Here is a 23,268-nt window from a genome sequence, read left to right as displayed (position 1 = left end):
ATCCTTTCTTTCTATTATATTATGCATTTTGATTAATGACAGTATAGTTTTTATGACTTACAACTGTAAGAGGTTCCATATCTAGTTCTCTAAAATTTTCCATAATTGTTATATCTACAATAACGGAGTTTTGATTTACTTTTTGAACACGGCCTTGCATTCCACCTTTAAATTCAATGATATCTCCAGTTTCTGCGATCTGCATAAGCAACTCTCCTTGTTACAGTTTTCCCAAAAAAAGAATAAATTTGGGTTTTTTTATTTCCTCCTATTTTGAACCATATTTCCTACTTTGTAAATGTTTCCAAAGTAAAAATTCGAAAAATATTCACTTTTTGTAAGAAAATATACGAAAAACCCATGTTATTAGGAGAAAAAATGGTAGAAATGCATGTATCTTTATATAGGGGTATAATAAAGAAATAAGATAACCTACTAAAGTCGGAGAAATTAGAGGCGGTAAAATGATGTTTGAATTTGTGGGGAGTGCTATAGCTTTAACTTTGTTTTTATTTTCTTATATACATTTAAAAAAGATTCGTCATCATGAAACGACTACATATTTTGATGGGATGGATGGTATACATGCTGGGGTCACACATGAGAGTGGCGGGGATATGTAAAGGTGTATAACTTTCTTTTTTTGCGTGGTATGATATGTAAAAATAGTACATAATAGAGTTCGTAAGTGATGAATGGAGAGTGGAAAGAATGAAGATTTCTTTTATTCGTCATGGTCGCTTAAATCGTACTATAGAACCAATGACGGTTACATTCTTTCATGAATGGATGAAAGGATATGACTTACATACTATAACAGAGAAAGCACCTATACCATTGGAAACAAGGGAAGCGGTTGAAGCAGCAAAATTGATTTTAACGAGTGATCAAAGGTGTGCTGTACAGTCAGCAGCTGAATTAGTGGATTCTTTATCTTTTATGCAAAATGCTCTTTTTAGGGAAGCAGAGGTTCCGACGAGTTTTTATGCTCCAAAATGGTTGAAGTGTAAACCTAACGTATGGATGTTTATCGGACGAGCAGTATGGATACTTGGTTACCATAAAGATGTTGAGTCTTATAAGGAAGTAAGGGAGAGGGCAAAGCAAGCGGCATACTTATTACATCGTTACGCTCTCGTACATGGAAGTATTGCTCTTGTAGGTCATAATTATGTGAATGTAATGATTGGTGCGGAACTGAGAGCAATGGGATGGTCTGGTACGCCTATTTTGCACAGAGAGCCATGGGGATGTACAACATATACGTTTCATGAGGCGATGAATGGAAATATATTAAATACGAATTTAACATAAAAGCACACGATTTATATAAACCGTGTGCTTTTTTTTTAGATATAGAAATTTTGATGTTCAATGATTTTACAAGATGTGCATAAGGTTCGCCTACAAGCATAACGATTTGATCTTTTTTATAACCTAGTTTTTCGTATAGTGAATAGGCACGTTTGTTTTCTAAATTAACAAGTAATGCGATTTTTTCATGCTCCTTTTCAGTTGCATGAATTTCAGCAGCTTCGATTAATTTAGAACCAATTCCTTTTCCGCCATGTGCACTTGAAACTGATAATGTATCAATGTAATATTCATCAAGTTCAGCTTCTTTTTCTAACGTAATCGATTCATCTTTATGTAATTCTCTTAAGTGATGTACAATTGGTTCATCAAGCCTTGTTGCCTCACTACCGTGATAAGCGACAATAACTCCAATTGCAACCCCGTCTTGCTCATATACAAAACAGTTTTCATAGCTCAGTCGATTGCCCTCTTTTGAGAACCATGTTTCAAGTCCTAGTAATACTTCGGTCTCAACTGTGCTACCTGTGATTTTTTCAGCAATTTCGTGCAGAGCATTATACAATAAAGGAGCTATTGCCGTTGCATCTGTCTTTTTTGCTTTCCGAATCATAGTATCCCTCCTAGTTCTATTTATATATTGTAGCATAGTGGTATGGAACTTTGCATAATTGAATGTCGAAATGTTTGATATAGAGAAGTAGCTATGTTAGTATATGATATTTAGTGGACATATAATAAAGAGATATCTTTTGAAAAATAATGAAAATGAAATGAAGGTATAGCATCTGGATAATTTTACAGTTGTTGACCTATAGAATATAAGATAAAATAAAATATTGCATAGAGGTGAAATACATGGATAAAGAATTAGCAAATACAATTTTGGATCAGCTGAAAAATGGTGAAATAAAGGAGTATGTTGTTACGAAAGATGTATTTTATACGTTCAGAGAAGTTGTAGTAAGTAGGGAAGACTTTAAACATTTCATTGGTAACGCACAGCGCGGCGGACAAGTAATTTATACATATTCAGAAACGCCACGTTCGTAATTAGAAGGATATAGGGGAGGAGAATTATGGGCGATTTTAAACAAGGCATATTACCGCATTGGGATTATATGTGGAAAGATAGAGCCGGCAATAGGTTTATGGGGATGGTTATGTATCCAGAGAAAAGAAAGTGTTCGGCAAAAATGCTTCAGAAAATAAAAAGAGCATATGAAGAGGCTATAGAAATTAAAGTAACTGTACAAGTTCAACATACATATCAGTACGTAGAAGGAATGATTGTTTACTTTGATGAAGAAGCTCCTGTATGTACAATGATTGATAAAGATGAAAATCCACATCATATATTTGTAAAAGATATTCTGCGTATTGAGCACTCTGAATAATCTTTTCATAAATAAAATTGAATTTCCATAATAATAATCTTTTTTTATAATAGTTATCTTTTAGTATGTAACGTGAACCGAAAGTATATGTATAATATTTAATAAAGTAAAATTGATAAATGTAATCGTTTTTTAGAACAGATTATCGTTTCATGTCTGTTCTTTTTTGCGTGATGCTGGAGAAATATATTCCTCCAGCATTTGCCGTTTTATGACAAAATATATTGGTAACTTTTTTAAAAATAAGGTTAAATTCGTTGACAACTTTTTTGAAAAGCACTTTATTGACATGAGTTTTAGAATGTTGTTTCATAGTCATTGTATTGAAAAAAATCGACTGTCTTGTCGAAAAGTAAAATTTAAAAAAAGAAAGAATTTATACATATATCTTGTGTCTTATTTTGAAACGTAATACAATATATAGAGAAAACAAGAAACAACATACAGAGAGTATAGATTGGAGAGGGAGGGTCGGAAATGATAGTTGCATATGATTCTATGACAGGAAACGTGAAGCGTTTCATTCACAAATTAAATATGCCGGCCGTTCAAATTGGTGAAGATCTAGTAATAGATGAAGACTTTGTTTTAATTACGTATACAACAGGTTTTGGCAATGTACCAGAACGTGTTTTAGAATTTTTAGAGCGCAATAATGAAAAATTAAAAGGCGTATCTGCAAGCGGCAATCGTAACTGGGGAGACATGTTCGGTGCAAGTGCTGACAAAATTTCTGCTAAATATGAAGTGCCTATTGTATCAAAATTTGAGTTATCAGGAACAAATAATGATGTAGAATATTTTAAGGAAAGGGTGCGGGAGATTGCGACACATTGAACTGAATAATGAAATCACGCAAATGCAGGACGGTTTTTATCAGCTTCATAAAGATAAAGAGGCATTAGAAGTCTTTATGGAAGAAGCTAGAGAAAATACCGTTCATTTTAATAGCGTGGCAGAGCGAATGGAGTATATGAAAGAACATGACTACTATTACAACGTTCTGGACGAGTATAGCTTGGAGGAAGTAGAAGAAGTATATAACATCGCTTATGGTGAAAACTTCGAGTTCCAATCATACATGGCAGCATCTAAGTTCTACAAAGATTATGCGTTAAAAACAAATGATCAAAAACAATACTTAGAAAGCTATGAAGATCGTGTAGCAATTGTGTCATTATACTTAGGACGCGGTGATGTTGCGAAGGCAAAACAATTCGCAAGCATGATTGTAAAACAAAACTACCAACCAGCGACACCAACCTTTTTAAATGCGGGAAGAAGCAGAAGAGGAGAAATGGTGTCTTGTTTCTTGTTAGAGATGGACGATAGCTTAAATTCAATCGGTTTTAACATTAATACTGCAATGCAATTATCAAAAATCGGTGGTGGAGTAGCCTTAAACTTATCTAAGCTACGCGCACGCGGTGAGCAAATTAAAGGTATCGATAACGCTGCAAGTGGTGTAGTACCTGTTATGAAATTACTTGAAGATTCATTTTCATATGCGAATCAGCTTGGCCAACGAAAAGGTGCCGGCGCAGTATACTTAAACATATTCCATTGGGATATTATTGAATTCCTTGATACAAAAAAAATAAATGCCGATGAGAAGAGCCGTATTCAGTCTCTATCAATCGGAATTATCGTTCCAAGTAAGTTCTTTGAGCTTGCTGAGAAAAACGAACCTTTCCATGTTTTCGCGCCTTATACGGTGTATAAAGAATACGGAAAGCATTTAGATGATATTGATATCGATGAAATGTACGATGAATTAATGAGCAATCCGAAAGTGAAGAAGAAGCCGCTAGATATTAGTGCGCGTGATATGCTTATTAAAATAGCTATGATTCAGCTTGAGTCTGGTTACCCATACTTAATGTTTAAATCAAATGCAAATAACCAACATCCACTGAAGGATATTGGAACTGTGAAGATGTCGAACTTGTGTTAAATATGTAGCACCTTCTAGTAGAAATGCTAGTCGAAAACTCCGTTAAACGGGGAAAGCCTCAAATTTGAGGTAACCTACCGTGCTAAATCTTATCTTAGAATGAAAATATAAAAGTTCAGAATGTATCTTATTATTTTGTATAGCAGAGTTATGGGACAACATAAAGTAATAAGAGACTTTCTGAAAGATTAAGATAAGTAAAAGCCTAACGACTATCCCTTATGGGAGTAGAGCGCAAGCGATTGGCGTTCGAAAAGCGGAGCACCTAATCAGGTAATGCTGTAGGTGATGATATAGTCTGTCCTGTATGGTGACATACAGCAGTTGCATGAGCAACGGACTGAGGAGTAGCGGACTCGGTTGAACATTCGAGACAGAAATCTTCCAGCTTCAAGAAACTTCTGAAATTAATGATTACGGTACAGATGACATTATTCGTCGTGATATTAACTGTAACTTAGGATCGTTAAATATCGTAAACGTAATGGAAAATAAAGAAATTCGTGAAGCCGTTCATGCGGGAATGGAAGCTTTAACAGCTGTTTCTGATATGACGATCATTCCGAATGCACCAACTGTGAAAAAAGCAAATGATGAGCTTCATTCAGTTGGACTTGGCGCAATGAACTTACACGGATATTTATCAAAAAACAAAATCGCATATGAAAGTGCAGAAGCGAAAGAGTTCGCTCGTACATTCTTTATGATGTTAAATTACTACTCTATTGAGAAAAGTATGGAAATCGCTAAAGAAAAAGGCGAAACATTTAAAGACTTCGATAAGTCTGATTATGCGAATGGCACATACTTTGAAAAGTATGAAACGACAGATTACAGCCCAGTAACTGAAAAAGTTCAGCAATTATTTGAAGGAATTCATATTCCAACAAAAGAAGATTGGACAAGTTTAAAAGAGCAAGTGAAGAAGAATGGATTATATAATTCCTACCGTCTTGCTATTGCTCCAACACAATCTATCAGTTACGTTCAAAATGCAACTTCAAGCGTAATGCCGATCGTAAGTCAAATCGAATCAAGAACATATGCGAATGCGACAACATATTATCCAATGCCATATTTATCAAAAGATACGTTCTGGTACTATAAATCTTCTTACGATATGAATCAGTTTAAATTAATTGATTTAATCGCAGAAATTCAAGAACATATTGACCAAGGAATTAGTACAATTCTTTACGTTAATAGTGATATTTCAACACGTGAATTAGCACGTTACTACATCTATGCACATAAAAAAGGTTTAAAGAGTCTGTATTATACGAGAACACGTAAATTAAGCGTGGAAGAGTGTGTGGCTTGTACCGTTTAATATAAGAAGTGAGACATGATGAGCAGGGTTTTCTGAACCCTGCTCATGCTTAGTTATCAATTATTCATGTTTATTTAGAGAAGGGGCGATTGAATGCGTGCGGTAAACTGGAACAAAAAAGAAGATGATTTTAGTTTAATGTTTTGGAAGCAAAACATCGCTCAGTTTTGGACAGAAGAAGAAATCGCAGTGTCTTCTGACAAAAATACTTGGGCGCAATTATCAAAAGAAGAGCAGGTTGCTTATAAGCGTGTATTAGGCGGCTTAACACTTTTAGATACGAAACAAGGCGGCGAAGGGATGCCACTTGTACTTGTTCATCTTGAAAACTTACAAGCAAAAAGTGTATTAGCTTTCATGGGAGCTATGGAAGAAGTACATGCGAAGAGTTACAGTCATATTTTCACAACGTTAGCTACTGAAGAAGAAATCGATGATATTTTTGAATGGGTAGATAAACATCCATTACTTGAGAAAAAGGCTGGTATTGTTACTAGTTATTATCGTCGTTTATTAAAGCCTGAAGTAACGAAAAAAGAGTTATACATGGCGATGGTAGCAAGTGTATTCTTAGAAAGTTATTTATTCTATAGTGGATTCTTCTATCCGCTTTACTTAGCAGGTCAAGGTAAATTGACGGCAAGTGGTGAAATTATTAACTTAATAATTCGTGATGAGTCAATTCACGGCGTATTCGTTGGTATTTTAGCACAACAAATCTTCGCAGAACTTTCTGCAGAAGATCAACAAGAAGTGCAAAAAGAAACGCAAGAGTTATTAATGGAACTATATGAAATTGAAATGGCATACACAGAAGAAATTTATACTTCTATCGGTCTTGTAGAAGATGTAAATCGTTTTGTTCGTTACAATGCGAATAAGGGACTTATGAACTTAGGGCTTGAGCCGAAGTTTGAAGAAGAAGAAATTAACCCAATCGTTTTAAATGGTTTACGTACAGATACGAAAAACCATGATTTCTTCTCTGTAAAAGGAAATGGTTACGTAAAAGCAACGAACGTTGAAAAGTTATCTGACGATGACTTTATGTTTAATTTTTAATATAGGATTATAAAGAAAAGCTGTCTTATCAATGAATAAGACAGCTTTTCTTTATGATTTTGTTTACATAACACTATTATTTTCATATAACAAGTTCTGTTTAAAAAGTTCTATTCAGCTAATGGATAGAACATTTTTGTAATTAAATGGGTATTTACAAACGTTTTGTATCAGTGTATTATTTAACTAGTACACCGATACAAAAGGAGGGAAGAAATGAAAATAGAGTTTTCTCCAAATACACCAATTTACATTCAGGTAATGGAATACATAAAAAAGGAGATCGTAACAGGACATTTATTGCCTGGTGATAAAATTCCCTCCGTACGTGAATTAGCGAGTGAATTACAAGTGAATCCGAATACGATTCAGCGTACATTTCAAGAGCTAGAACGGGATGGAGTTGTTGTAACGCGTAGAGGAATGGGACGATATGTAACGAATGAAGGGGAGAAAATTATGGAGCTGCGAAAAGAGATGGCGAAAGAATTACTTCATTCTTTTATAGATGGAATGGACAATTTAGGTTTTTCAGAAGAAGAAATTCTTACAATCCTTCGTTCTTCATTACATGAGAAGAGGGAGGAGAGCGAATGACAGAACTATTAAAAATAGAAAACTTATGGAAGAGATACGGGTTAAAAGCAGTGATCCGTGAATTGAACATAGAGATTACGGAAGGGAAAATTATAGGGCTTGTTGGAGATAATGGGAGCGGGAAAACGACGTTATTGAAAATGATTGCCGGTCTGCAACACCCTTCTGAAGGTAGCATTACAATCGCTGGTAAAAAGGTAGGATTAGAAACGAAAGAAATTGTTTCTTTTATGTCGGATAAACCAGTATTTGATGATTGGATGACGGTTAAAGATTCTTTATTTTTCTATAGAAACTTCTATAAAGACTTTGATATTCAAAAAGCGGTAGATACGATTGCGGAATTAAAAATACCGTTAGAAGAAAGGATTATAGCTTTATCAAAAGGCATGGTTGAAAAGCTACAAATTATTTTAACGTTTTCTCGGAAAGCGAAGTTATACGTATTAGATGAACCGCTTGGCGGGATTGATCTCGTTTCTAGGGAACACGTACTGGAACTTATTTTACAGTTTTATCGCGAAGATTGTACCATTTTAATTGCAACACATTTAATTGGAGAAGTGGAAAACATTTTTGACGAAGTAATCATTTTAAAAGATGGTGAAAGTGTACTTCATGAAAATGTAGAGGAGTTACGCTTCCAGCGAGGAAAAGCTGTTACGGATTTGTTTAAGGAGGTGTTTAGTAGATGAAGGCCAGTTTAACATATATGTACAATGCGAATAAAAAACAAATTTTTATTTCGTTATTGTCATTCATATTTATTGTAGCTGTCGCTTTTGTAAGTATGGGGAATTATATTAAACAAGAATCAGGAGAAGTAAGGCAAATGATTATTATTGCTTTAGTATTCTTAGTTTATATGATTTTTGCAGTATTAGTATTTCTGCAGGCGATATCTGCGTACGGGAAAATGACCGAAAGTACATTATTTCGATTAACACCGATATCTGGTAAAAAAATTGTTTTAGCAATATTGTCGTATGCGGCAATTAGCTTCATGTGTTTTGAAGTAATAGGTGCTATGTTTGTCTATAGTATTTCGATGAAAGTAATAAAAGGTACAGAACTCTATGGATTGTTATTTACGGAAAGTACAATTGAGATAGATATAGTAAAGCAATTATTTAGTAGTATGTTATATGTATTTAATTTATCAAGTATATTGTTAGTTTTACTTTTTACAGTAGCCGGTGTGAAAGTATTTTCTTTGAAAAAGAAAAAAATGGAGTATGTAATTATTTTCTTCCTATTTTTACTAGTAACGAAAGTAATCAATCTGATATATGAAATGCTGGGCCGACTTGCGCCTACACCTACTTTTATTAAAAAATCAGTTTATATAGATGAATCAGTGGATATAAATCTCATACTATATCCAGAAAGTCTTATGAATTTATATAGTATTACTTTTTCAATAGGTATATTTGTTTTACTTGTTTATATAACAGGTCGCATAATCGATAAAAAACTAGAAGTTTAAAGGAGGAATTGGCATTGGGAAACGTAGTAGTAAAGTTAGAAAATGTTCGAAAAAGGATTGGTGGAACGGAAATTATTCGCGGTTTATCATTTGAAGTTCGCGAAGGGGAAGTGTACGGGTTCCTTGGACCGAACGGTAGTGGTAAAACGACGACAATTCGTATGATGACAGGTCTTATATCAATGACAGAGGGCGATATTACAATTTGTGGTCATAGTATTCGCACGGAGCGTGAAAAAGCGCTAGAGCAAATTGGAGCGATTGTAGAAAATCCTGAACTATATGATTATATGACAGGAATGCAAAACTTAAAGCATTTTGCGAACATGGCAATTACACCGATTAGTAAAGAGCGCATTGCTGAAATTGTAAAGCTTGTTGAATTGGAGCATGCGATTCATAAAAAAGTGAAAACATATTCACTTGGCATGAAACAACGTTTAGGAATTGCACAGGCATTACTGCATCAGCCAAAAATCTTAATTCTAGATGAGCCGACAAATGGATTAGATCCAGCTGGTATTCGCCAAATTCGTGATTATTTACAACGTTTAGCGAAAGAGGAGAATATTGCTGTAATCGTATCAAGTCACTTATTAAGTGAAATTGAACTCATGTGTGATCGTGTTGTTATTATTAAACAAGGTGAGTTTGTACAAGAGTACAACTTACATGAACAAGCAAAACATGATGAGACAGTAGTTGTAGCGTTTGAAGTAGATCAAGTACAGAAAGCAAATGAAATCATTGAAGGTAAGGCGCAAGGAAATGTCATTGTAGTATCTGTAACGAAAGAAGAAATTCCACAACTTGTAAAGAAACTTGTGAGTGACGATGTGCTTGTATACGGGGTTACCGTTCAAAATAAAACGTTAGAGGATGAGTTCTTAGCGATTACAGGGGGAGTGAAAGCGTAATGTTTAAATTAATTCAAAATGAATTTTTAAAGTTGCATGCGAAAAAAGGTATGTATATTTTAATTGGTGTTATTGCAGTATTGGAGATTTTGGGAGTTTTAGCAATGCTGAAATGGGGGGACGGAACTGAATTTAAAGGATCATATTTAGATTTTGCAAGTTCAGAGATTGGTTTAATTACTTTGTTTGCAACAATTTTTGGGATTACGATTGCTTCTCGTATGATTACTGATGAGTTCCAAAAAGGTACAATTAAGCAGTTATTAATCCGTCCAAGAAAACGAGTGACAGTTTTATTCTCTAAATATATTACAGTGTTACTTACTATAGTATTTATCATATTTGCTAGCACGTTAATTGCAATGATTGTTGGCGGAATTGTAATGGATGGTAGTAAAACAGAATTAACGGTAGGAATTGTAATGAAATCTACTTTATATCAAGTACTTTCGCCGTTCTTCTTTGCGACGCTTGCATTTTTCTTAGCAAATGTATTTAGAAAATCTGTATTACCATTAATTATTACGATGTTTTTCTTCTTTTTACAAGGACCAATTAATATGGTACTGATGATGTTTGCAAAAGGTGTAGCGAAATTTGTAGTGTTTTTCCATTTAAATTTAAGTGTTTACGATAGCAATAAATTAGTGAGCGGCGGGATGGAACCAACATTTACAGAGTTTACATTTACAACTTCATTATTACTTGTAGCTGCATACTTTATTGTATTACTTGTAGCATCAAGTGCATTATTCCAAAAACGTGACGTATTATAATAAAAGAAATCCCCGCTTGTAGAAACGGGGATTTTTCTTACATAACTTTCTTGTAGATTGCAACTTAAAGAACAGTGATATGGTATTTTAAAAGATATGTTGTTTAAAAGTATTTGAGAAAAATAGGAAGAATTTCAACTATATTCGAATTATAATTTAGTTATCTGACCATTTATTTATATTATCTTTGGGGGGGTTCTATATGCACTATGCATTTTCACGTATAAGACTCCGTAGCTTTTTTGGATGGATGATTATAGGGTTGTTCCTTACGATGATCCCATTAGGTCTATCGAATGTTTCTGAGAGTACGATGGAAGTTATTTCACAAATAACTATATTTTTTGTATTTCCGTTATTTTGGTTATACGTAAAAACAAATAAAAATAATGTTGTATTTAACAGTTTTTTTGATAAGCCAGGACGTTTACCGTGGGGGTTAATTGTATTAGCGACGATAATGGGAATGATTTTTTCAGTTGGTATATCTCATATTCAATTTTACATATTAGCACATACGTTACCGAATTTCTTAGTTACTATGTTAGAAGATGGAACTGTTATTAATACGAGTAACATATATATGACGATATTTACTTTCATTTCAGCATGTGTATTAGCACCTATTATGGAAGAGGTTATTTTTAGGGGATTCTTTTTACAGCGAATGGCTTATAAATGGGGGATTAAAAAAGCTGTAATTATATCTTCAATTATTTTTGGTCTAGGACATTTTGATGTTATTGGTGCGTTCATGTTTGGTGTTGTGATGTGTCTCTTATACATAAAGACGAAAAATATATGGACGAATATCGCTGTACACGCTCTAAATAATTTGATTGCAACAAGTATGCAATTTGTCGGTGGAGAAGAGAGTAGCGCAATCTCAATTCCTGAATTACAACTGCAAAGTAATTTATGGATCGGTATCGGTCTTACAGTTGTTGGATTACTTTGGTTAATTCCTTACGTTTGGAAACAATGGAGTACAGTAAAAGAAGTGAGTGTGCCACCAGTGCGCTTCATAAATGAGGAAAAAGTAGTGAGTGCATCACCAGAAAATGAAGTGTATAGTCAAGTGATCGTAACGGATAGATTGATGGCTGTAGAGTTACCAGATGAGGCTGTAAATAAGCTCCGGTTAGAAGAAAATGATTATGTAACAGTAGCTGTAGAAGACGATAAAATCGTTATAAAGAAAGTGCATGATAGATAATTAAAAAGTAGCTCCTAAAGAGCTACTTTTTAATTTGTAATAATTTCTACACGAAAATTATTACCGTTCTTTACATATTTAATATCTGTAACAGTGCGGACTGTTTTTAAAATCTCCACTTTTTCACCAATTCGAGGGATAGTCGGAACATTATCCCAAATGCCAAGCAAATCATCTAATTGTGCCGTTTTTTCATAAAACCAGATTTTCAATTCAAAGCCCCTTTCTCGAACTTTATGTATTTTAATACATAATATATTATTTTTATTCTTATTGTAAGGGGTTTTTATATATTTTATGAATAAAAATAAACTAATCTTCTGGAAAGATGTGTTCAATATCAGGAGTAAGAGATACTTCTGATAATACGATATGAGAAACTGTCGTTGCATATGAAGAAACATCATTGATAAAATCTTCAAGTTCAACGAGTGAAGGAATAGAAATTTTTACAATGTAGCATAAGCTTCCTGTTACGCGGTAACAAAAACTTGCGGATGGATAAGATTGGATAAACTGTTGCATACGTGTTGTATCACCGTTTTTTAAAGTGATTTCTAAAATACAATCTAAAACAAGTCCTGCTTTTTTATAATCGATATCAATTGTATATTTTTGAATAACGCCTTCACTTTCGAGTTTACGAACACGTTCTGCAGTAGACGGAGCAGATAAGTTTACTCGTTTCGCCAATTCGCGCATGGAAAGGCGACTATCATTATATAATTCATTTAAAATTTTTCGATCAACACGATCTAGTTGCATTTGTAAATATACCTCCAGTAAAATAATAATTTTTGTAAAGGAAAAATATAAATTAAGATTCATATGAAATGTGAAGTGAACTTTATTTATTTTACAATAAAACAGAAGGAAATAGGAGGGGAAATGATGGAGAGAATTTCATTATCAAATATAGGAGATACAAAATTTCAAAAGTTATTAGGGCATAATCCGGATCTATTACATGCATGGAGTATGGTAGAGAATACGCTGTATAGTAAAGGAACTCTTTCAGCAGAGTTGAAGGAGCAAGTAAGAAGAACATTAGCGTACGGGAATGAATGTCCGTACTGTATGGCAAAGGGAAGACCTGATGATATGCAAAAGATAGAAGAAATGAGTGTCGCAGTTACTTTTGCACATACATTTCTTCATGACAAAAAGGCGATAGATGATAATATGTTTCATATATTGAAACAATATTGGACGGAAAAAGAAATTGTAGAGCTTTGTGCATATATTTGTTTCATTACTGCGTCACAACAACTTGGTTTTCTATTTCAATTACAGCCGAATGAAGGAGAAAGTGATAATGAATCAAATAGCACTTATCATAATTGATGTACAAAAAGCGTTTCAATTACCATACTGGGGCGAGAGAAATAATCTTTTTGCTGAAGAAAATATGAGAATTTTGTTAGAAGAGTGGAGAAAAAGGAAGCGACCAGTTTTTCATATTCAACATGTAAATAAAGAAAATGCTCAGTCGATATTTTATGAGAGAGCCGAAACGGTCAATTTTAAAGAAGAGGTGAAACCACTGCCAGGTGAAGTGGTTATTCAGAAATTCGTTAACAGCGCGTTCATTGGAACAAATTTAGAAGAGCAATTAAGAGAGAACAAATGTAATGCAGTAGTGGTTGTAGGATTAACGACAAATCACTGTGTGGAGACTACGACACGAATAGCAGGGAATTTAGGATTTACAACATATTTAGTGAGTGATGCGACGGCTACTTTTAATCGTAAAGGTCTAGATGGTAAAGAGTATAGTGCAGAAGAAATTCACAATATGACACTTGTAAATTTATATGAAGAGTTTGCTACGATTGTGACGACAAAAGAAGTATTAAAGTTATTTTAAGAAAATAATTGCGAATTATGTAGAAAAAAATAAGAATATTTCGTATAATCTAAGTACAATCATTTTGAAAATAGGGGTGGCATCATATGGAGCAAATTCCGGTAAAGAGAATAGAAGAAGTACTTGTTGTAGCAGGGGATGATAAACAAAAGCAAAAGGAATTTTATGAATTGCTCTTATCTACTGAGTTTTATGTTGCTGGCTCACTAGAAGCAGAGGACGGGGCAACAGAAGGGATACTTCGTTTGCGTCATTTCCAAGGAGAGGGTAGATGGATCGTACCGTTCTTTACACAAATGGAATTAGTAAAAGACGTGCTGCCAGAAGGAACACCCCTTATTACGATACGCGGGAAAGAATTATTTGGTAGCATTGAGAAAGATGCTACAGCCGTATTAAATGTTGGCACTGATATAAGTAAAACATTTATTCCAGAAGAAGTTGCAGATATCGCATCTGGACGAATTTTTAATTATTATAAATAAAAGGAAAAGCGTAATCGCTTTTCCTTTTTAATTTGAACACGGGGTGGCTACGCCAGAAGAAATAGAGAGTGTTTTATTATTTGTATTTATTGTCGCTGTAGCTCCAAGAGGAATACCGATGTTTGGGTTTATATGTCCAATCGGTAAACCGAATAGGACAGGTATATGATATGGCGTGAAATATTCATATAGTATGGTTTGCAATGATTGAGATGGTTTAGAAGGAGTGCAGTCGTGACAACTTGTAAAAATAACACCACTACATTCATTAAACTTTCCAGATAATAATAGCTGATTTAACATACGGTCAATGCGATACGGTTCTTCCCCAATGTCTTCAAGCAATAAAAGTTTATTGGCTGTATGTACCTCGTAGGGTGAGCCAATTATGCTCGTTAGCACTGCTAAATTCCCTCCAACTAACTGACCCGTAATTGTACGGGAAGAGCTAGGTACGATACATTCTGAAGCAGATAAAATGGTTGAATACGGATGGAATAGTTGATTGAAAGAAGAGAAAGAGAGGGAATCTAAACCTTTTCCTAATTCTTCAACCATTGGGCCATGAAAAGTAACGAGCTTTGCATAACGTGAAAAGGCAGTATGTAAAGCTGTAATATCGCTATATCCCCAAAAGATTTTTGGATTCCGTTGAATGATTTCATAGTGAATGTGAGGGAGGAGACGGGCACTTCCGTAACCACCTCGTGCACAGAAAATGGCCTTTACTTCATTATTAGTAAATGCTTCATGTATATCATCAAGACGAACTTGATCACTTCCAGCTAAATATCCATACTTTTCATAAACACTCTTCCCGATTACTACAGATAAACCCATTTCTTGTAATATGTTTACACCTTTTAATACATTTTCAATTGTTGGTGGGCCGGACGGTGCAATAACCATTACTGTATCACCTTGATTTAACGCATTTGGATACATCATTGTTTTCAGCCTCCTTCTCTTTCAATATATTCGCTTCATATGAATTTCAATCCTTGTAAAAGAAGGGGAAAGTTTGTCAAATAAAGAAGATATAAGGGGAATAGGAGGAGAAATGATGTTTACAAGTCGGGTAATAGATATATTACAAATTAAATATCCCATCATCCAAGCAGGTATGGCAGGTGCGATTACGACGCCGGAACTTGTTGCAGCTGTAAGTAATAGCGGAGGATTAGGAACGCTTGGAGCAGGCTATATGAGTCCAGAGCAAATTCGTGAAGCAATTTATCAAATAAGAGAACTAACAGATAAGCCTTTCGGTATTAATTTACTTTTAACGAAAGAGATACAGATCGAAGAAGAGAAGATAAATTTGGCAAAGGTATTACTTAGCGGAGTGAATAGAGAATTCGGTATAAAGGAAGAAGAGACGTTAAAGCTTCCCAAAAGCTATAAAGAACAATTACAAGTGTTAGTAGAAGAAAAAGTACCAGTTGTTAGCTTTGCATTTCAGACGTTAGAAAAAGAAGAAATAGATGACTTAAAAAGAAGAGGAATAAAAGTCATCGGAACAGCTACTCATGTGATAGAGGCAAAAGTACTTGCTGAATTAGGAGTAGACATTATTGTCGGGCAAGGTAGCGAGGCAGGAGGGCACAGAGGAACGTTTATCGGGAAAGAACAGGATGCTATGATTGGTACGTTTGCATTAATTCCGCAGTTAGTAGCAGCAGTTCCGCATATCCCGATTGTTGCAGCAGGTGGTGTAATGAATGGACAAGGGCTTGTTGCGGCATTTACACTGGGAGCAGAAGCTGTTCAAATGGGATCAGCCTTTTTAACGAGTGAAGAAAGTATTACGCATGATGTGTATAAAGAAGCAGTTTTACATAGTACAGATACGAGTACAACTGTGACTCGTGCGTTTTCCGGGAAATATGCACGGGGTATTCGTAATGAATTTATAGAGAAACATGAAGGGAAAGAAGAAGGGCTTCCGATGTATCCAGTACAAAATGTATTAACCTCTAAAATACGACAAGAAGCAGCTAAACAAAATAAAGGAGAATACATGTCGCTTTGGGCGGGACAAGCATCATCATTAGCAAGAATAGAATCAGCTCAGCATGTAGTGGAGCGAGTGATGCAAGAAGCAGATAACGTAATCGAACAATTACAAAATGTATATAGAAAAAGACCACTTGAATAATTCAAGTGGTCTTTTCATTAGTTTGCTTTATAAAATTGTTGGATGGCCTCATCGATATAAACCCAGCCTTTCCAACCTAAGTGCATATGATCTTTTAAGAAGTATTTATCATACTCATGATTTGAGAAGTCGGCAATTGGATAGCCAGCTTTTTCTATTTGCTCATGAACCTTTTTATAGTACAATTCGCGGCGTTCTTTCGGGAAGCCAGCGTAATCGTACCAAGGACCTTTTACAGGAACAGAAATGAAGAGTGGTTTTGCACCAGATTGTTTTAATAAATCAAGTACAATTTGTAAATCTTCATATTCTGGCGATTGATCATAAGCATCATTTTTTAAGTAGCCTTCACGTTGCTTTAATTTCTTCTTGATTTTGCTATTGAAGTAACCATCTTCGATACCATATTCGTTTGATCCTGATTCTACTGCACCAGTTTGATCTGCATGTTTACGAGCCTCTTCCCAGTTCATTTGTTTTAATGAAGGGTCAAGTTTTTCTTTATGCGGTTTAATATTGAACATTGCTGTAAACAAGTCTTTACGATCTAAAATGTTACGATAAATATAAGCGAAAGGTTTAGCAGCAAGTGCTTTTACTTTATGCTTCGTATCATCATAAGCGATACCTTCAAGTGAAATTTTTAATAAAGTTTCTTTTTTAACAATCTCAAAGTTTAATAAACGTTTTGCAATTTGTTTTTTCATTTCAGGTTTTAAATCATCGTTGAAAATGAAGTGATAACCTTGTTGTTTTGAAAAGTTAGGTGCAAAGTGCGTTTCATCAATACCTTGTGGTACAAACCATTGCGGAGAAAGAACGAATACCATTTTCTTATCTTTCAATTGATCCATTGTAGATGCGAAGTTTAACACATGTACAAGGTCTTGTGTTCCGCCGCGCCCAAGTAGGAATGGTGTGAACCCTTCAGGCTTTACTTTGAAATAATTTGATGGATGGAAAGCATCCATACGTGCGAATTCCGATGAACCGTACATCGGAAGGTATTTCGGGTCTGCTAACATCTTTTGCTGTAAAATCATACTTTGAATCTTTTCTTCTTTTAAAGAAGTCGCAGCTTGTTCTACTTTTTCATCACTTAAAAGTGGGAGTAGGAAGCGCGTTGGAATAAGTAAGAATACAGCAAAAAGGGCCAATGCTAAAAGCATCGGACCAAATTTTGCTTTGTTCATCGGATTTCTTCCAACTTCTTAATAACCATGTTTGGTGTAGCCCACTCATCACGGTCAAAATCAGAAATAGAAACTTCAATATCTAAACGCTCTTGGAATTCAACTAATAAGGATACTACAGCGAAAGAATCAAGAATACCTTCTTCAAATAATTGAACATCTAAGTTTTCTTTCACAATATCGTTTTCACATACTTCTTCTAAAATATCTAATACTTGCTCTTTGAATTCTGCCATTTTTAAAATCTCCTTTATATCCGAAATATATTATATGTGCAACTTCTTAATGGTATAAGAAGGGTGCATTAAAAGTATCTGTTAAGGTGTCCAGAGAAAATTAGGAAACCGAAACATACAACGTGGAACGTAATTACAATCGCAAGGACGTGTGTAAATTTATTATTTGGCCAAAACTTATGCTTCTTGTTTTTTCGTTCAAAAATATCGAATAAAATAAACAGTGCGGCATGATATAGACCATAAATAACATACTGCGCAACAGCGCTTCCTTGGATGTGCCAAATTCCCATAATGAAGAAGTTTAAAAATGCCCCGATATACGAAATAGTGTAACGGTTCTTAATTAACTTTTTCTTCGTTGCAAAAAAGACGAAACGCATGTAAATAAAATCACGGAACCAGAATGATAAACTCATGTGCCAGCGGTTCCAGAAGTCTTTAATATTACGACTAAGGAATGGCTTATTAAAGTTTTCAGGAGTTTTAATTCCCATCATATAACTGATACCAATTACGAATGCACTATAACCTGCAAAGTCAAAGAATAACTGCATGCTAGTAGCGTACATAAAAATCACATTAGATAAAAGTGTATCTTGATTGGCGAATACTGCCTTTACAAGGTATGTTGTTATCAAGTGCGCGATTATAAACTTATACAGAAAACCTTGGAAAATACGGTTAAGCCCTGTATATAGTAAATTTTGATATTCCTCAGCGCTCGGTGGCTTTTGGATATCTTTTTGGAATCTACGATAACGATCGATAGGTCCACTTGAAATCGCAGGGAAGAATAAAACGAATTCCCAGAAATTAAAGAAGGAAAGTTCTTTAATTAAATTATCACGAACTTCAAAGACCATTTGTACAGCTCTAAATGTTACGTAAGACATACCTGCGAAAACAATAAAATGCAATTCAGGTACAAATGGTGCGATTTTTGCCAAAATAAGTGGCAAAATCGATAAAATAACAGCTATACAAAACATGAATGTACTATTGTTTTGTTTTCTTAAAAGTAAATAGCCTTTAATAAGGGCATATTGCCAAATAATAAATGCGGCTAACATAATTGCTTGCTTCGGTTTATCCGAGAAGATAATAGCAAGCATGACTAATGTTAAAACGGCATTATATTTACGCAACATTTTACCTTTTAATCCAGCTATGATAGTAGGTATTAATAAAATGCCCACTATAGCGAAAAAATAAAATGATCCATATGCGGTCATGCTGTAACCTCACTCAATAATTTTTTGCGATCTACCTTTCCATTTGGTGTCATTGGAATAGAAGATTGATACATGAATTTACGTGGAATCATGTAGTTTGGTAAACGCTCATTGAGTTCTTTTTTGATTGCAGATGTTAATTTGAATTCTTTTTCAAACGAATGCTCTCCAGGAACAACAACCGCTAATAAATAATCGTATTTTTCACCTTTTTTAATGGGAACGATAACTGCTCCTTCTACGTAAGAACACGCACGAAGATGATGTTCGATTTCTTCTAATTCCATTCGATAACCATGCAGCTTAATTTGGAAATCAAGACGACCATTATAGAATAGAAGACCATTTTCTACATAGCCAGCATCGCCTGTTTTATAGGCACGCTCGCCGTCAATTATAGTAAATGCTTTTTCTGTTAATTCAGGGCTTCCTAAATACCCAACGCTTACGCTAGGACCAACAATTACGATTTCACCTTTTTCACCATCAGGTGCAAGCGTGCCATCTTCTTTCATAATAAGAAGGCGACAGTCTGATTTACAGTAGCCAACTGGAAGTGATTTGTATTGATCAAGCACTTCTTCAGTAACGTGAATACCTGTTACAGCGACAGTAGCTTCTGTTGGACCATACGTATTCATAATTGTTGCTTTCGGGAAACGTTCAATTAATTTTCTAGCTACTTCATTTGGTAACACTTCACCGCAGAATAAGAATGTTTTCATGTTGGGTAGCATACTCTCAGAGAAAGATGCTTCCATTAAACACATCTCTGCGAAAGATGGTGTTGAAGTCCATACTTGTATATCCGATTGCTCTAAAGAAGCAAACAAGTCTTTTGGACGTGCAATCATATCTTTATCGATTGCCCAAAGTGTACCACCTGTTACTAATGATGGGTAAATATCCATGACAGATAAATCGAATGAGAAAGGTGCTTGGTTTAAGAATACTTGCCCAGTTTGTAAGTTGAAATCTTCTACAGCCCATTTTGTAAAGCTTACAAGGCAGTTATAAGTAATCTGAACCCCTTTCGGATTACCTGTGCTTCCTGATGTGTAAATAATGTAGAAGTTCTCATCACCTTTTACCGCATGTTCAGGATTTGGAGTGTTCCCTTTATGAGTAAAGAAAATATCTTTTAAATTGTCTTCACTTACGATGCGAACTGGTAAATCAGTTACAGTTACTGCTGCTGATGATAAAAGTAATTTCGCACCAGAATTTTCAGCGATACGTTGTACACGATCAGCTGGGATAGATAAATCTACAGGAATATAAGCATGTCCAGCTTTTACACATCCTAAAAAGTTAATAATCATTTCAGGTTGCATATGGCCATACACCATAATTGGTGAACGATCATCTGGATACTCAGAAGAAATCCAATGTGCTAACGCATCAGAATCTTCCTTTAATTGTTTGTACGTAATTTTCGCATCTCGCCAAACAAAAGCAGTTTGATCAGGCGTTTCAATAGCCCACTTTTCAATTTGTTCTAATAACTTCATAACGTTCCCACCCTAAAATTCGTTGTAAATAAATGTACTTGTGTTTGTATCATGGAATCCATACAACCAAAGTAATGCAAATAAAATTGCAAGGTAATAAACCGTCTTTGCAACCCATTGTGTGAGTGGTTGAGACCATATCTCTTTTAATCTTTCCATGTCTTTCCCTCTCTTAATGAAATAATAGCTCTTTGTAGGTATCATGTCCTACATTATTGTGAAAAAAACAAAATTCCACATTTTAGGTAAAAATAAGTCAAAAGGCTCTTTTCTGATATTAGCACTAAATACTAAAAAAGAAAATCCCTAACTTAGCAATTATATTACATTCAGCATGAATTTGTAATGGGTTTGACATGTAAATAGGAAGTGGATTGTGTGAATACATAAAAGTGGACGATAAGAATACGTGAAAATATAGTATTTGTTTTTATTAATCGTTCGAGGCAGAGTAAAGTTTAAAATTGCTAGCTCTTTTGAAAAGGAGGAAATTATCATGAATAGAGTATGGAAGAGTCTAATTTCGGAAGAAAATATCGTGAAATGGAGAAGGCATTTCCATAAGTATCCGGAATTATCATTTCATGAAAAAGAAACTTCGCAATTTATATATGATACATTATGCTCATTTTCTTCTTTTGAAGTAACGAGACCGACGAAGTATAGTGTATTAGCAATTAAAAGAGGAATGGAACAAGGGAAAGTGATTGCGATTCGAGCTGATATAGATGCTTTGCCAATTCAAGAGGAGACAAGTAAATCCTATACGTCTGTGAATAAAGGAATAATGCATGCATGTGGGCATGATGCTCACGCAGCTATTTTGTTAAGTACAGCAGAGGTGCTATCAAATATAAAGGAAGAAGATTTTGCAGGTGAGATTCGTCTATTCTTTCAGCACGCAGAAGAAGTGTATCCTGGCGGAGGACAAGAAATGGTTGAGGCAGGTGTAATGAATGATGTTGATTATGTAATAGGTTTACATGTTATGTCTGGATTGGAGAGCGGGAAGATAGGAATTGCGTATGGGCCGATGATGGCGGCACCAGACGTATTTACAATTGAAATTCAAGGGAAAGGAGGGCATGCGGCGAGGCCAGAAGAAACGATAGATCCTATTGCTATCGGAGCACAGATTATTACAAATCTACAACATATCGTATCAAGAAATACAAGTGCTTTCATGCAAAGGGTTGTTTCAGTTTCGCAGTTTCATGGGGGGATGGCTGATAATATTATTCCTAGTGCAGCAACTTTAATGGGAACTGTTCGTACATTTAATCAAGCATTAAGGGTGGAAGCAGAAGAGAAAATCGAGAAAATTGTGAAAGGAATTACAGAAGCACATGGAGGGGCGTATGCATATACGTATCGATATGGATATGATCCAGTTATTAATGATGAATATATTACGAAATTAGTAGAAGAAAGTGCACTACATTTATTTGGAAATGAGCGCGTTGTGAAGCTTGAACCTTCTATGGGAGGAGAAGATTTTTCAGCATATTTAAGAAAAGCACCGGGTTGCTTCATTAAATTAGGGACGGGGAATGAAAAGATAGATACGTGCTATCCGCATCATCATCCAAAATTTGATGTAGACGAATCAGCTCTCATTTATGGAGTGGAATTATTTTTAGAAACAACAATGAGGTTACTGAAATCATAGAAAAGTATAAAAAAAGGCAACTGCGCTCTATCGCAGTTGCTTTTATTTCTTTCCGTCAGAGAGGGCTGAGAAAGAACTATGCTCATTTATAGTATATGAATAGCTAACGGACAAGCTTGTACATTTTAATCATTTTTTTTAAAATAGTTGTTGACATTGATAATCAATTTCAATTAATCTATATGTAGTTGAAATTGATAATTATTATCAATAGGATGGATGCGACATATTAATGAGAAAAAAATTTCACCTTCTGCGGAGGGGATTAAAAGATAAAAATAAAGATGTTGATCAGCATATGGAATGGCAACGAAATGTAATTCGGTCTGAATATGTAGATGAGAAGAAGAGCATTCAAACAGAAAAAGAGATACAAAGTAAAGGGAGAGGTTCAGTTGAGTAAGTTAGTGATGATTTTTGCAAGTATGAGTGGAAATACAGAGGAAATGGCTGATCATATTTCCGGTGCAATTCGTGAAACAGAGAATGAAATTGAAGTTATTGATATTATGGATTCACCAGAAGCTTCTATATTAGAACAGTATGATGGAATTATTTTAGGAGCATACACTTGGGGAGATGGTGACCTTCCTGATGATTTCTTAGATTTTTATGACGCAATGGATTCTATTGATTTAACTGGGAAAAAAGCGGCAGTATTCGGATCATGTGATTCGGCTTATCCGAAATATGGCGTGGCGGTTGACATTTTAATAGAAAAGCTACAAGAACGCGGGGCAGCAGTTGTGTTAGAAGGACTAAAAGTAGAATTAACGCCAGAAGATGAAGATGTAGAAAAATGTTTACAGTTTGGAGCTGAATTTGTAAAACACCTTTCTTAATGGCAGAAGGGAGATGAAGAGCA

Annotated in this window: 29 protein-coding genes and 2 pseudogenes; 21 read left to right on the top strand and 10 right to left on the bottom strand. The window is 34.8% G+C overall.

The window, feature by feature from the left end:
* Positions 1 to 19 precede the first annotated feature (19 nt).
* On the bottom strand, positions 20 to 205 hold the full coding sequence (locus DN390_RS26205) for a YkvS family protein (RefSeq protein WP_001165081.1): 186 nt from the start codon (positions 203 to 205) through the stop codon (positions 20 to 22).
* A 262-nt stretch (positions 206 to 467) separates the two neighbouring features.
* Here DN390_RS26205 and DN390_RS30860 point away from each other — a divergent pair, with 262 nt between their 5' ends.
* Together DN390_RS30860 and DN390_RS26200 are read left to right on the top strand one after the other, a co-directional pair.
* Positions 468 to 623: a hypothetical protein gene (locus tag DN390_RS30860; protein ID WP_179955783.1), complete on the top strand. Its 156-nt coding sequence runs from the start codon at positions 468 to 470 to the stop codon at positions 621 to 623.
* 88 nt (positions 624 to 711) lie between these two features.
* Positions 712 to 1,314: a hypothetical protein gene (locus DN390_RS26200; protein ID WP_060630068.1), complete on the top strand. Its 603-nt coding sequence runs from the start codon at positions 712 to 714 to the stop codon at positions 1,312 to 1,314.
* A gap of 37 nt (positions 1,315 to 1,351) precedes the next feature.
* Here DN390_RS26200 and DN390_RS26195 read toward each other — a convergent pair.
* Positions 1,352 to 1,927: pseudogene (locus DN390_RS26195) on the bottom strand (GNAT family N-acetyltransferase); the annotation flags it as partial.
* A gap of 245 nt (positions 1,928 to 2,172) precedes the next feature.
* Here DN390_RS26195 and DN390_RS26190 point away from each other — a divergent pair.
* From DN390_RS26190 to DN390_RS26130, 12 genes and pseudogenes are all read left to right on the top strand, one after another.
* Complete coding sequence (locus tag DN390_RS26190; RefSeq protein WP_060630070.1) at positions 2,173 to 2,367, top strand: hypothetical protein; 195 nt, start codon at positions 2,173 to 2,175, stop codon at positions 2,365 to 2,367.
* 26 nt (positions 2,368 to 2,393) lie between these two features.
* A complete protein-coding gene (locus DN390_RS26185; RefSeq protein WP_000502198.1) occupies positions 2,394 to 2,711 on the top strand; it encodes a hypothetical protein in 318 nt (105 codons plus the stop codon).
* Positions 2,712 to 3,188: 477 nt separating this feature from the next.
* Complete coding sequence (nrdI, locus tag DN390_RS26175; RefSeq protein WP_000634376.1) at positions 3,189 to 3,548, top strand: class Ib ribonucleoside-diphosphate reductase assembly flavoprotein NrdI; 360 nt, start codon at positions 3,189 to 3,191, stop codon at positions 3,546 to 3,548.
* A pseudogene (locus DN390_RS26170) lies at positions 3,535 to 4,662 on the top strand (ribonucleotide reductase N-terminal alpha domain-containing protein); the annotation flags it as partial. The gene nrdI and the pseudogene DN390_RS26170, both read left to right, overlap by 14 nt.
* A 382-nt stretch (positions 4,663 to 5,044) precedes the next feature.
* The gene (locus DN390_RS26165) at positions 5,045 to 5,995 is read left to right on the top strand and encodes a ribonucleotide reductase large subunit (protein ID WP_306295567.1); all 951 of its coding nucleotides are present in this window, start codon (positions 5,045 to 5,047) and stop codon (positions 5,993 to 5,995) included.
* Between the two features lie 93 nt (positions 5,996 to 6,088).
* Entirely contained in the window at positions 6,089 to 7,057 is a 969-nt protein-coding gene (gene nrdF, locus DN390_RS26160; RefSeq protein ID WP_060630071.1) for a class 1b ribonucleoside-diphosphate reductase subunit beta, read from the top strand.
* A gap of 216 nt (positions 7,058 to 7,273) precedes the next feature.
* Positions 7,274 to 7,654, top strand: coding sequence for a GntR family transcriptional regulator (locus tag DN390_RS26155; RefSeq protein ID WP_000687513.1), 381 nt, complete (start codon positions 7,274 to 7,276; stop codon positions 7,652 to 7,654).
* Positions 7,651 to 8,349: an ABC transporter ATP-binding protein gene (locus DN390_RS26150; RefSeq protein WP_147808857.1), complete on the top strand. Its 699-nt coding sequence runs from the start codon at positions 7,651 to 7,653 to the stop codon at positions 8,347 to 8,349. Before DN390_RS26155 ends, DN390_RS26150 begins: the two co-directional genes overlap by 4 nt.
* The gene (locus DN390_RS26145; protein WP_048526822.1) at positions 8,346 to 9,140 is read left to right on the top strand and encodes a hypothetical protein; all 795 of its coding nucleotides are present in this window, start codon (positions 8,346 to 8,348) and stop codon (positions 9,138 to 9,140) included. Before DN390_RS26150 ends, DN390_RS26145 begins: the two co-directional genes overlap by 4 nt.
* A gap of 14 nt (positions 9,141 to 9,154) precedes the next feature.
* Positions 9,155 to 10,057, top strand: a complete 903-nt coding sequence (locus tag DN390_RS26140) for an ABC transporter ATP-binding protein (protein ID WP_048526823.1) — start codon at positions 9,155 to 9,157, stop codon at positions 10,055 to 10,057.
* Entirely contained in the window at positions 10,057 to 10,833 is a 777-nt protein-coding gene (locus DN390_RS26135) for an ABC transporter permease (protein ID WP_048544982.1), read from the top strand. Before DN390_RS26140 ends, DN390_RS26135 begins: the two co-directional genes overlap by 1 nt.
* Before the next feature lie 202 nt (positions 10,834 to 11,035).
* Positions 11,036 to 12,049 (top strand): CPBP family intramembrane glutamic endopeptidase, encoded by a 1,014-nt coding sequence (locus DN390_RS26130; protein ID WP_147808856.1) that lies wholly within the window; start codon positions 11,036 to 11,038, stop codon positions 12,047 to 12,049.
* Between the two features lie 29 nt (positions 12,050 to 12,078).
* On the opposite strand, the gene DN390_RS26125 is transcribed toward DN390_RS26130, so the two are convergent.
* A complete protein-coding gene (locus tag DN390_RS26125) occupies positions 12,079 to 12,261 on the bottom strand; it encodes a DUF3913 family protein (protein ID WP_000707107.1) in 183 nt (60 codons plus the stop codon).
* 100 nt (positions 12,262 to 12,361) lie between these two features.
* On the bottom strand, positions 12,362 to 12,814 hold the full coding sequence (locus DN390_RS26120; protein ID WP_147808855.1) for an Lrp/AsnC family transcriptional regulator: 453 nt from the start codon (positions 12,812 to 12,814) through the stop codon (positions 12,362 to 12,364).
* Positions 12,815 to 12,877: 63 nt separating this feature from the next.
* Here DN390_RS26120 and DN390_RS26115 point away from each other — a divergent pair, with 63 nt between their 5' ends.
* From DN390_RS26115 to DN390_RS26105, 3 genes are all read left to right on the top strand, one after another.
* Complete coding sequence (locus DN390_RS26115; RefSeq protein ID WP_141439249.1) at positions 12,878 to 13,393, top strand: carboxymuconolactone decarboxylase family protein; 516 nt, start codon at positions 12,878 to 12,880, stop codon at positions 13,391 to 13,393.
* Positions 13,362 to 13,916, top strand: coding sequence for a cysteine hydrolase family protein (locus tag DN390_RS26110; protein WP_147808859.1), 555 nt, complete (start codon positions 13,362 to 13,364; stop codon positions 13,914 to 13,916). The genes DN390_RS26115 and DN390_RS26110 overlap by 32 nt, the downstream gene beginning before the upstream one ends.
* Positions 13,917 to 14,002: 86 nt before the next feature.
* Positions 14,003 to 14,401 carry an SseB family protein gene (locus DN390_RS26105; RefSeq protein WP_147808854.1) on the top strand — a complete coding sequence of 133 codons (399 nt, stop codon included), beginning with the start codon at positions 14,003 to 14,005 and terminating at the stop codon, positions 14,399 to 14,401.
* A 27-nt stretch (positions 14,402 to 14,428) separates the two neighbouring features.
* On the opposite strand, the gene DN390_RS26100 is transcribed toward DN390_RS26105, so the two are convergent.
* Positions 14,429 to 15,349 carry a S66 peptidase family protein gene (locus DN390_RS26100; protein ID WP_147808853.1) on the bottom strand — a complete coding sequence of 307 codons (921 nt, stop codon included), beginning with the start codon at positions 15,347 to 15,349 and terminating at the stop codon, positions 14,429 to 14,431.
* A 115-nt stretch (positions 15,350 to 15,464) separates the two neighbouring features.
* On the opposite strand from DN390_RS26100, the gene DN390_RS26095 reads away from it, so the two are divergent.
* Positions 15,465 to 16,559 carry an NAD(P)H-dependent flavin oxidoreductase gene (locus DN390_RS26095; protein ID WP_147808852.1) on the top strand — a complete coding sequence of 365 codons (1,095 nt, stop codon included), beginning with the start codon at positions 15,465 to 15,467 and terminating at the stop codon, positions 16,557 to 16,559.
* Between the two features lie 17 nt (positions 16,560 to 16,576).
* On the opposite strand, the gene dltD is transcribed toward DN390_RS26095, so the two are convergent.
* From dltD to DN390_RS26070, 5 genes are all read right to left on the bottom strand, one after another.
* The gene (gene dltD / locus DN390_RS26090; protein WP_097951168.1) at positions 16,577 to 17,752 is read right to left on the bottom strand and encodes a D-alanyl-lipoteichoic acid biosynthesis protein DltD; all 1,176 of its coding nucleotides are present in this window, start codon (positions 17,750 to 17,752) and stop codon (positions 16,577 to 16,579) included.
* Positions 17,749 to 17,988 (bottom strand): D-alanine--poly(phosphoribitol) ligase subunit DltC, encoded by a 240-nt coding sequence (gene dltC / locus DN390_RS26085; RefSeq protein WP_000807310.1) that lies wholly within the window; start codon positions 17,986 to 17,988, stop codon positions 17,749 to 17,751. Before dltC ends, dltD begins: the two co-directional genes overlap by 4 nt.
* A gap of 68 nt (positions 17,989 to 18,056) precedes the next feature.
* Positions 18,057 to 19,223: a D-alanyl-lipoteichoic acid biosynthesis protein DltB gene (gene dltB, locus DN390_RS26080; protein ID WP_000127946.1), complete on the bottom strand. Its 1,167-nt coding sequence runs from the start codon at positions 19,221 to 19,223 to the stop codon at positions 18,057 to 18,059.
* On the bottom strand, positions 19,220 to 20,734 hold the full coding sequence (gene dltA / locus DN390_RS26075; RefSeq protein WP_060630081.1) for a D-alanine--poly(phosphoribitol) ligase subunit DltA: 1,515 nt from the start codon (positions 20,732 to 20,734) through the stop codon (positions 19,220 to 19,222). Before dltA ends, dltB begins: the two co-directional genes overlap by 4 nt.
* Positions 20,735 to 20,746: 12 nt before the next feature.
* A complete protein-coding gene (locus DN390_RS26070) occupies positions 20,747 to 20,893 on the bottom strand; it encodes a teichoic acid D-Ala incorporation-associated protein DltX (RefSeq protein WP_002011626.1) in 147 nt (48 codons plus the stop codon).
* 337 nt (positions 20,894 to 21,230) lie between these two features.
* Between DN390_RS26070 and amaA the strand changes: the two genes are divergently transcribed.
* The 3 genes from amaA to DN390_RS26060 all read left to right on the top strand — a co-directional run bounded on the left by amaA (position 21,231) and on the right by DN390_RS26060 (position 23,245).
* Positions 21,231 to 22,403: an N-acyl-aliphatic-L-amino acid amidohydrolase gene (gene amaA / locus DN390_RS26065; RefSeq protein ID WP_147808851.1), complete on the top strand. Its 1,173-nt coding sequence runs from the start codon at positions 21,231 to 21,233 to the stop codon at positions 22,401 to 22,403.
* A 232-nt stretch (positions 22,404 to 22,635) separates the two neighbouring features.
* The gene (locus DN390_RS30855) at positions 22,636 to 22,806 is read left to right on the top strand and encodes a hypothetical protein (RefSeq protein WP_176545730.1); all 171 of its coding nucleotides are present in this window, start codon (positions 22,636 to 22,638) and stop codon (positions 22,804 to 22,806) included.
* Positions 22,799 to 23,245, top strand: coding sequence for a flavodoxin (locus tag DN390_RS26060; protein ID WP_147808850.1), 447 nt, complete (start codon positions 22,799 to 22,801; stop codon positions 23,243 to 23,245). Before DN390_RS30855 ends, DN390_RS26060 begins: the two co-directional genes overlap by 8 nt.
* Positions 23,246 to 23,268: the final 23 nt, after the last annotated feature.

This window comes from Bacillus sp. SH7-1 (assembly GCF_008042405.1).
Taxonomy (GTDB): domain Bacteria; phylum Bacillota; class Bacilli; order Bacillales; family Bacillaceae_G; genus Bacillus_A; species Bacillus_A thuringiensis_N.
Note: the sequence above shows the minus strand (reverse complement) of the source record. Positions and strands in the feature narration are given on the sequence as shown.